3 protein-coding genes and 2 pseudogenes are annotated in these 5,987 nt (G+C 68.9%); all 5 read left to right on the forward strand.

Annotated elements, in window-relative coordinates:
- Positions 1-107: 107 nt before the first annotated feature.
- Positions 108-273, forward strand: a pseudogene (locus BHU15_RS41615) (ATP-binding cassette domain-containing protein); the annotation flags it as partial.
- 2 nt (positions 274-275) lie between these two features.
- A pseudogene (locus tag BHU15_RS28305) lies at positions 276-804 on the forward strand (ATP-binding cassette domain-containing protein); the annotation flags it as partial.
- Positions 801-2,108 (forward strand): sugar ABC transporter permease, encoded by a 1,308-nt coding sequence (locus BHU15_RS28310; RefSeq protein WP_023537926.1) that lies wholly within the window; start codon positions 801-803, stop codon positions 2,106-2,108. The pseudogene BHU15_RS28305 and the gene BHU15_RS28310, both read left to right, overlap by 4 nt.
- A 246-nt stretch (positions 2,109-2,354) precedes the next feature.
- On the forward strand, positions 2,355-4,286 hold the full coding sequence (gene dxs, locus BHU15_RS28315; protein ID WP_023537925.1) for a 1-deoxy-D-xylulose-5-phosphate synthase: 1,932 nt from the start codon (positions 2,355-2,357) through the stop codon (positions 4,284-4,286).
- A 149-nt stretch (positions 4,287-4,435) separates the two neighbouring features.
- A complete protein-coding gene (locus BHU15_RS28320; RefSeq protein ID WP_069629770.1) occupies positions 4,436-5,941 on the forward strand; it encodes an amino acid permease in 1,506 nt (501 codons plus the stop codon).
- The last annotated feature ends 46 nt before the right edge of the window (positions 5,942-5,987 follow it).

Genomic DNA, 5,987 nt, shown 5'->3' on the forward strand with positions numbered 1-5,987 from the left:
ACCCCCGAGGGCGCGGTATCCCCGCCGGCCAGGCGGCGAAGGAGATGGTTTACGTGACCGCTACGCCCGTGCTGGCGTTGCGAGGGGTCTCCAAGCGGTTCGGTGCCGTGCAGGCGCTCACCGACGTAGAGCTTGAGGTCCACGCCGGACAGGTCGTCGCCCTCGTGGGCGACAACGGCGCCGGTAAATCGACGCTCGTCAAGACGATCGCCGGAGTCCACCCCATCGATGACGGCGTCATCGAGTGGGAGGGCCGGTCGGTCGCGATCAACANNCACCGTCTACCAGGACCTCGCGCTCTGCGACAACCTCGACGTCGTGGGCAATCTCTACCTCGGCCGGGAGCTGCGCTCCTGGGGCGTTCTCAACGAGGTCGAGATGGAGCGCCGCGCCCGCGAGCTGCTCACCACGCTGTCGATCCGCATTCCCAGCGTGCGCATCCCGATCGCCTCGCTCTCCGGCGGCCAGCGCCAGACCGTGGCCATCGCCCGGTCCATGCTCGGCGAGCCCAAGCTGGTGATCCTCGACGAGCCCACCGCGGCCCTCGGTGTCGAGCAGACCGCCCAGGTCCTCGACCTCGTCGAGCGGCTGCGCGAACGCGGTTACGCGGTGATCCTCGTCAGCCACAACATGGAGGACGTCCGCGCGGTCGCCGACAAGGTCGCCGTGCTCAGGCTGGGCCGTAACAACGGCTTCTTCGACGTCGCCACCACCTCGCAGGAAGACATCATCTCCGCGATCACCGGTGCCACGGACAACGCCGTGACCCGACGCGCGGCGCGCAACGCGGAGGTTACGAAGTGAGTCTCGACAAGACCTCCGTCGGCCCCGCCGACGGTGCGCCTGCCACGGCCGACGACGCGCCCGCCCCCGCGGCCGGCGCGGCGACCGTCGCCATCGACCCCAGGCTCGTCGTGCGCGAGCAGGGCTTCGCCGGCTACATCGGCGAGTTCAAGCGCAAGCTGCGCGGCGGCGACCTCGGTTCGATACCGGTCGTCATCGGCCTGATCATCATCTGGGCGATCTTCGCCAGCCTGAACTCGAACTTCCTCACGGCCGGCAACCTCTCCGACATCTCGGTCGCCATGGTCGGTACCGGCATGATCGCGGTCGGTATCGTCTTCGTCCTGCTGCTCGGCGAGATCGACCTGTCGGTCGGCTCGGTCAGCGGTGTGGCGGGCGCCACCTTCGCGGTACTCGCCGTCACACACGGCATGGCGGAGTGGCTGGCGCTGGTTCTGGCCATTCTCACCGGCAGTGTCGCGGGCGCCATCCACGGCTTCTTCTTCGCCCGGGTGGGCGTGCCCGCGTTCGCCGTGACCCTGGCCGGTCTGCTGTTCTGGAACGGCTTCATGCTCCAGATCCTCGGCGACAACGGCACCATCAACCTGGACCCCGACGGCCTGGTCGCCAAGCTGACCGGGTACTTCTTCGCCGACGTCGCCGCCGCCTACGCCCTCGCGGTGATCGTGGTGGCCGGCTACTTCCTCTCCTCGTTCTTCGACAACCGCCGCAGGGCCGCCGTCGGAGTCCCGTCCCGGCCACTGAGCGAGATCATCGTCCGTACGGCGCTGCTGGCCGTCCTGGCCTTCGCCGTGGCGATCATGTTCAACCAGTACAAGGGCCTGCCCCTGGCCGTACTGATCTTCGTCATCGTGCTGGTGGTGACGGACTTCGTCCTGCGCCGAACGGCCTTCGGCCGCAAGGTGTTCGCACTGGGCGGCAGCGTCGAGGCGTCGCGTCGTGCCGGTATCAGCGTCGTCGGCGTCCGGATCGCCGTCTTCTCGATCGCGGGCACCTTCGCCGCGATCGGCGGTCTGTTCCTCGCCTCGAAGATCGCCTCCGCCAACCAGGGCGCGGGCGCCGGTGAGCTGCTGATGAACGCCATCGCGGCGGCCGTCATCGGTGGCACCAGCCTCTTCGGCGGCCGTGGCCGCACCTGGAACGCGCTGCTCGGTGTGCTGGTCATCACGTCGATCCAGTACGGCCTCGCCCTCCAGGGCATCGCCTCGCCGATCCAGTACATGATCACCGGTGGTGTGCTTCTTGCCACCGTCGTCATCGACGCCGTCACCCGGAAGACCCAGAAGACCGCTGGTCGCGCCTGACAGCCGTCGTAGCACGTCGTGCCCGGTACCGGGAGCCCCGGTACCGGGCACGTCCACGTCCCGGCGGCGCCTTCGCGGGGCGTACGTCTGACATCCGCACACATGCCCGTACGGTGAATTACGCGCCGCCCGATGACGCCCGCCGCGCGGGGAACATTAGACTCGGCCGTCCGGCATGCGAGATCAGTTCAACGCTTAGGAGGCACGGTGACACAGCCGCGCGCAGCGCGACCGCCCGAGTCGGCGATGGGCGACGGATGGGACCTGCTGACCCGGATCAAGGGCCCGCGCGATCTGGACCGCCTCGGCCCGGAGCAGTTGGAGCAGCTCGCCCGTGAGATCCGGTCCTACCTCGTCGACGCCGTCTCCAAGACCGGCGGACACCTCGGTCCCAACCTCGGGGTCGTCGAACTGACGATCGCCCTGCACCGGGTCTTCGACTCCCCGAAGGACAAGGTCCTCTTCGACACCGGCCATCAGTCCTATGTGCACAAACTGCTCACGGGACGCCAGGACTTCACCAAGCTCAAGAGCAAGGGCGGCCTCTCCGGCTACCCGTCCAGGGCCGAGTCCGAGCACGACATCATCGAGAACTCGCACGCCTCGACGGTCCTCGGCTGGGCCGACGGCCTCGCCAAGGCCAACGAGGTGCTCGGCCGCGACGACCACGTCGTCGCCGTCATCGGCGACGGAGCGCTCACCGGCGGCATGGCCTGGGAGGCGCTGAACAACATCGCCGCCGCCAAGGACCGCCCCCTCGTCATCGTCGTCAACGACAACGAACGCTCCTACGCGCCCACCATCGGCGGCCTCGCGAACCACCTCGCGACCCTGCGGACCACCGACGGCTACGAGCGCTTCCTGGCCCGTGGCAAGGACATCCTGGAGCGCACCCCGGTCGTCGGCCGCCCGCTCTACGAGACGCTGCACGGCGCGAAGAAGGGCCTCAAGGACTTCATCGCCCCCCAGGGCATGTTCGAGGACCTGGGCCTGAAGTACGTCGGCCCGATCGACGGACACGACCTGGAGGCCATGGAGTCGGCCCTCCAGCGCGCCAAGCGCTTCGGCGGCCCCGTCATCATCCACTGCCTCACCGAGAAGGGCCGCGGCTACCAGCCCGCGCTCCAGGACGAGGCCGACCGCTTCCACGCCGTCGGCAAGATCCACCCCGACACCGGTCTGCCGATCGCCAGTTCGGGCGTCGACTGGACCTCGGTGTTCGGCGAGGAGATGGTCAAGCTCGGCAACGAGCGCGCCGACATCGTCGCCATCACGGCCGCGATGCTCCAGCCCGTCGGCCTGGAGAAGTTCGCCAAGGCGTTCCCGGACCGGGTGTACGACGTGGGGATCGCCGAGCAGCACGGGGCGGTGTCGGCGGCCGGCCTGGCCACCGGCGGACTGCACCCCGTCTTCGCCGTCTACGCGACCTTCCTCAACCGCGCCTTCGACCAGGTCCTGATGGACGTCGCCCTGCACAACTGCGGAGTGACATTCGTCCTCGACCGGGCCGGCATCACCGGCACCGACGGCGCGTCCCACAACGGCATGTGGGACATGTCGATCCTCCAGTGCGTGCCGGGCCTGCGGATCGCCGCCCCGCGCGACGCCGACCAGGTACGGGCGCAACTGCGGGAGGCCGTCGCCGTCGACGACGCCCCGACCGTGGTGCGCTTCTCCAAGGGCGCCGTCGGCCCCGCCGTCGCCGCCGTGGGCAAGATCGGCGGCATGGACGTGCTGCGCCGGCCGGCCGAGGGCACGGCGGACGTCCTGCTCGTCTCCGTCGGCGCGCTCGCCCCGATGTGCCTGGAGATCGCCGATCTCCTCGACAAGCAGGGCATTTCGACGACCGTGGTCGACCCGCGCTGGGTCAAGCCCGTCGACGAGGCGCTCGCGCCGCTCGCCGACCAGCACCGCGTCGTCGTCACCGTCGAGGACAACAGCCGCGCGGGCGGCGTCGGTTCGGCCGTCGCCCAGTCCCTGCGGGACGCCGGTGTCGACATCCCCCTGCGGGACTTCGGCATCCCGGCCCGCTTCCTCGACCACGCCTCGCGCAAGGAGCTGCTGGCCGAAATCGGTCTGACGGCCCCGGACATCGCGCGCCAGGTCACCGGCCTCGTGTCGCGGATCGACGGCCGGCTGGCCGACGTGCCGTCGGCCGAGGAGATCACCCGCGACTGACGCGATCGAGCACACCGGCGGATGGGCCGGTCGGACTCCCTGTACGGGTGGTCCGACCGGCCCATCCGTGTGAAATAACCGCTTCCGGGCACCGGGGCCGCCGGGCATCTCTCGATCATGGCGGCATCCACCCACTCGGAGGTACGCCGGTGAGCACCCAGCACGACACGGAACCCAGCGGACGGCACTCGCTGTTCCGTACGAAGACCGTCGAACAGTCCATCCAGGACACCGAAGAGCCCGACCACGCGCTCAAGAAGTCGCTCTCCGCGCTCGATCTGACGGTCTTCGGTGTCGGAGTCATCATCGGCACCGGCATCTTCGTCCTCACCGGCGCCGTCGCCAAGAACAACGCAGGCCCCGCCACCGCCCTCGCCTTCGTCGTCGCCGGTGTCGTCTGCGCCCTCGCGGCCGTCTGCTACGCGGAGTTCGCCTCGACCGTGCCGGTCGCCGGCTCCGCGTACACCTTCAGCTACGCCTCACTCGGCGAACTGCCCGCCTGGATCATCGGCTGGGACCTGGTCCTCGAATTCGCCCTGGCCACCGCCGTGGTGGCCGTCGGCTGGTCCGGCTACGTGCAGTCGCTGCTCGACAACGCGGGCTGGCACCTGCCCCACGCCCTCGCGGGCACCGACGCGGAAGAAGGCTTCGGCTTCGACCTGTTGGCCTTTCTCCTGGTCCTCCTGCTGACCGGGATCCTCGTGCTCGGGATGAAGCTCTCCGCCCGCGTCACCACGGTCGTCGTAGCCATCAAGGTGGCCGTCGTCCTGATCGTCATCATCGCCGGCGCGTTCTACATCGACTCCGCCAACTACTCGCCGTTCATCCCCAAGGCCGAGGAACAGCCCTCCGGCGGCGGTCTCAACTCCCCGCTCATCCAGCTGATGTTCGGCTACGCGCCCACCAACTTCGGCGTCATGGGCATCTTCACCGCCGCCTCCGTCGTCTTCTTCGCCTTCATCGGCTTCGACATCGTCGCCACGGCCGCCGAGGAGACCAAGGATCCGCAGCGCGACATGCCACGCGGCATCCTCGGCTCACTGATCATCTGCACCGTGCTGTACGTGGCCGTCTCCATCGTCGTCACCGGCATGCAAAAGTACACGAAACTCACCGTGGACGCACCGCTCGCCGACGCCTTCAAAGCCACCGGCCACCCCTTCTACTCGGGCGTCATCAGCTTCGGCGCCGCCGTCGGCCTCACCACCGTCTGCATGATCCTGCTGCTCGGCCAGACCCGGGTGTTCTTCGCGATGAGCCGGGACGGGCTGCTCCCACGGGTCTTCTCGCACGTCCACCCCAAGTTCCGCACCCCGTATCGCTCGACGGTGCTGCTCGGTGTGATCATCGCGATCGTGGCGGGCTTCACCAGCATCGAGGAACTGGCCTCCCTGGTGAACATCGGCACGCTCTTCGCCTTCGTCGTCGTCGCGATCGGCGTGGTCATCCTGCGCCGTACGCGCCCCGATCTGCCCAGGTCCTTCCGCGCCCCGCTCGTGCCCTGGCTGCCGGCCGCGTCTGTGCTGGCCTCGCTGTGGCTGATGCTCAACCTGCCTGCCGAGACCTGGCTGCGCTTCGCCGTCTGGATGGCCGTGGGCGTGGTCGTGTACTTCGTGTACGGGCGGGCCCACAGCCGCCTGGGCAACTCCCGCTGACGCCAACCCCGTTACCACCCCGCAGGAAAGTCACGCATGTCCGCCG

This window comes from Streptomyces niveus (assembly GCF_001723055.1).
Taxonomy (GTDB): Bacteria; Actinomycetota; Actinomycetes; order Streptomycetales; family Streptomycetaceae; genus Streptomyces; species Streptomyces niveus.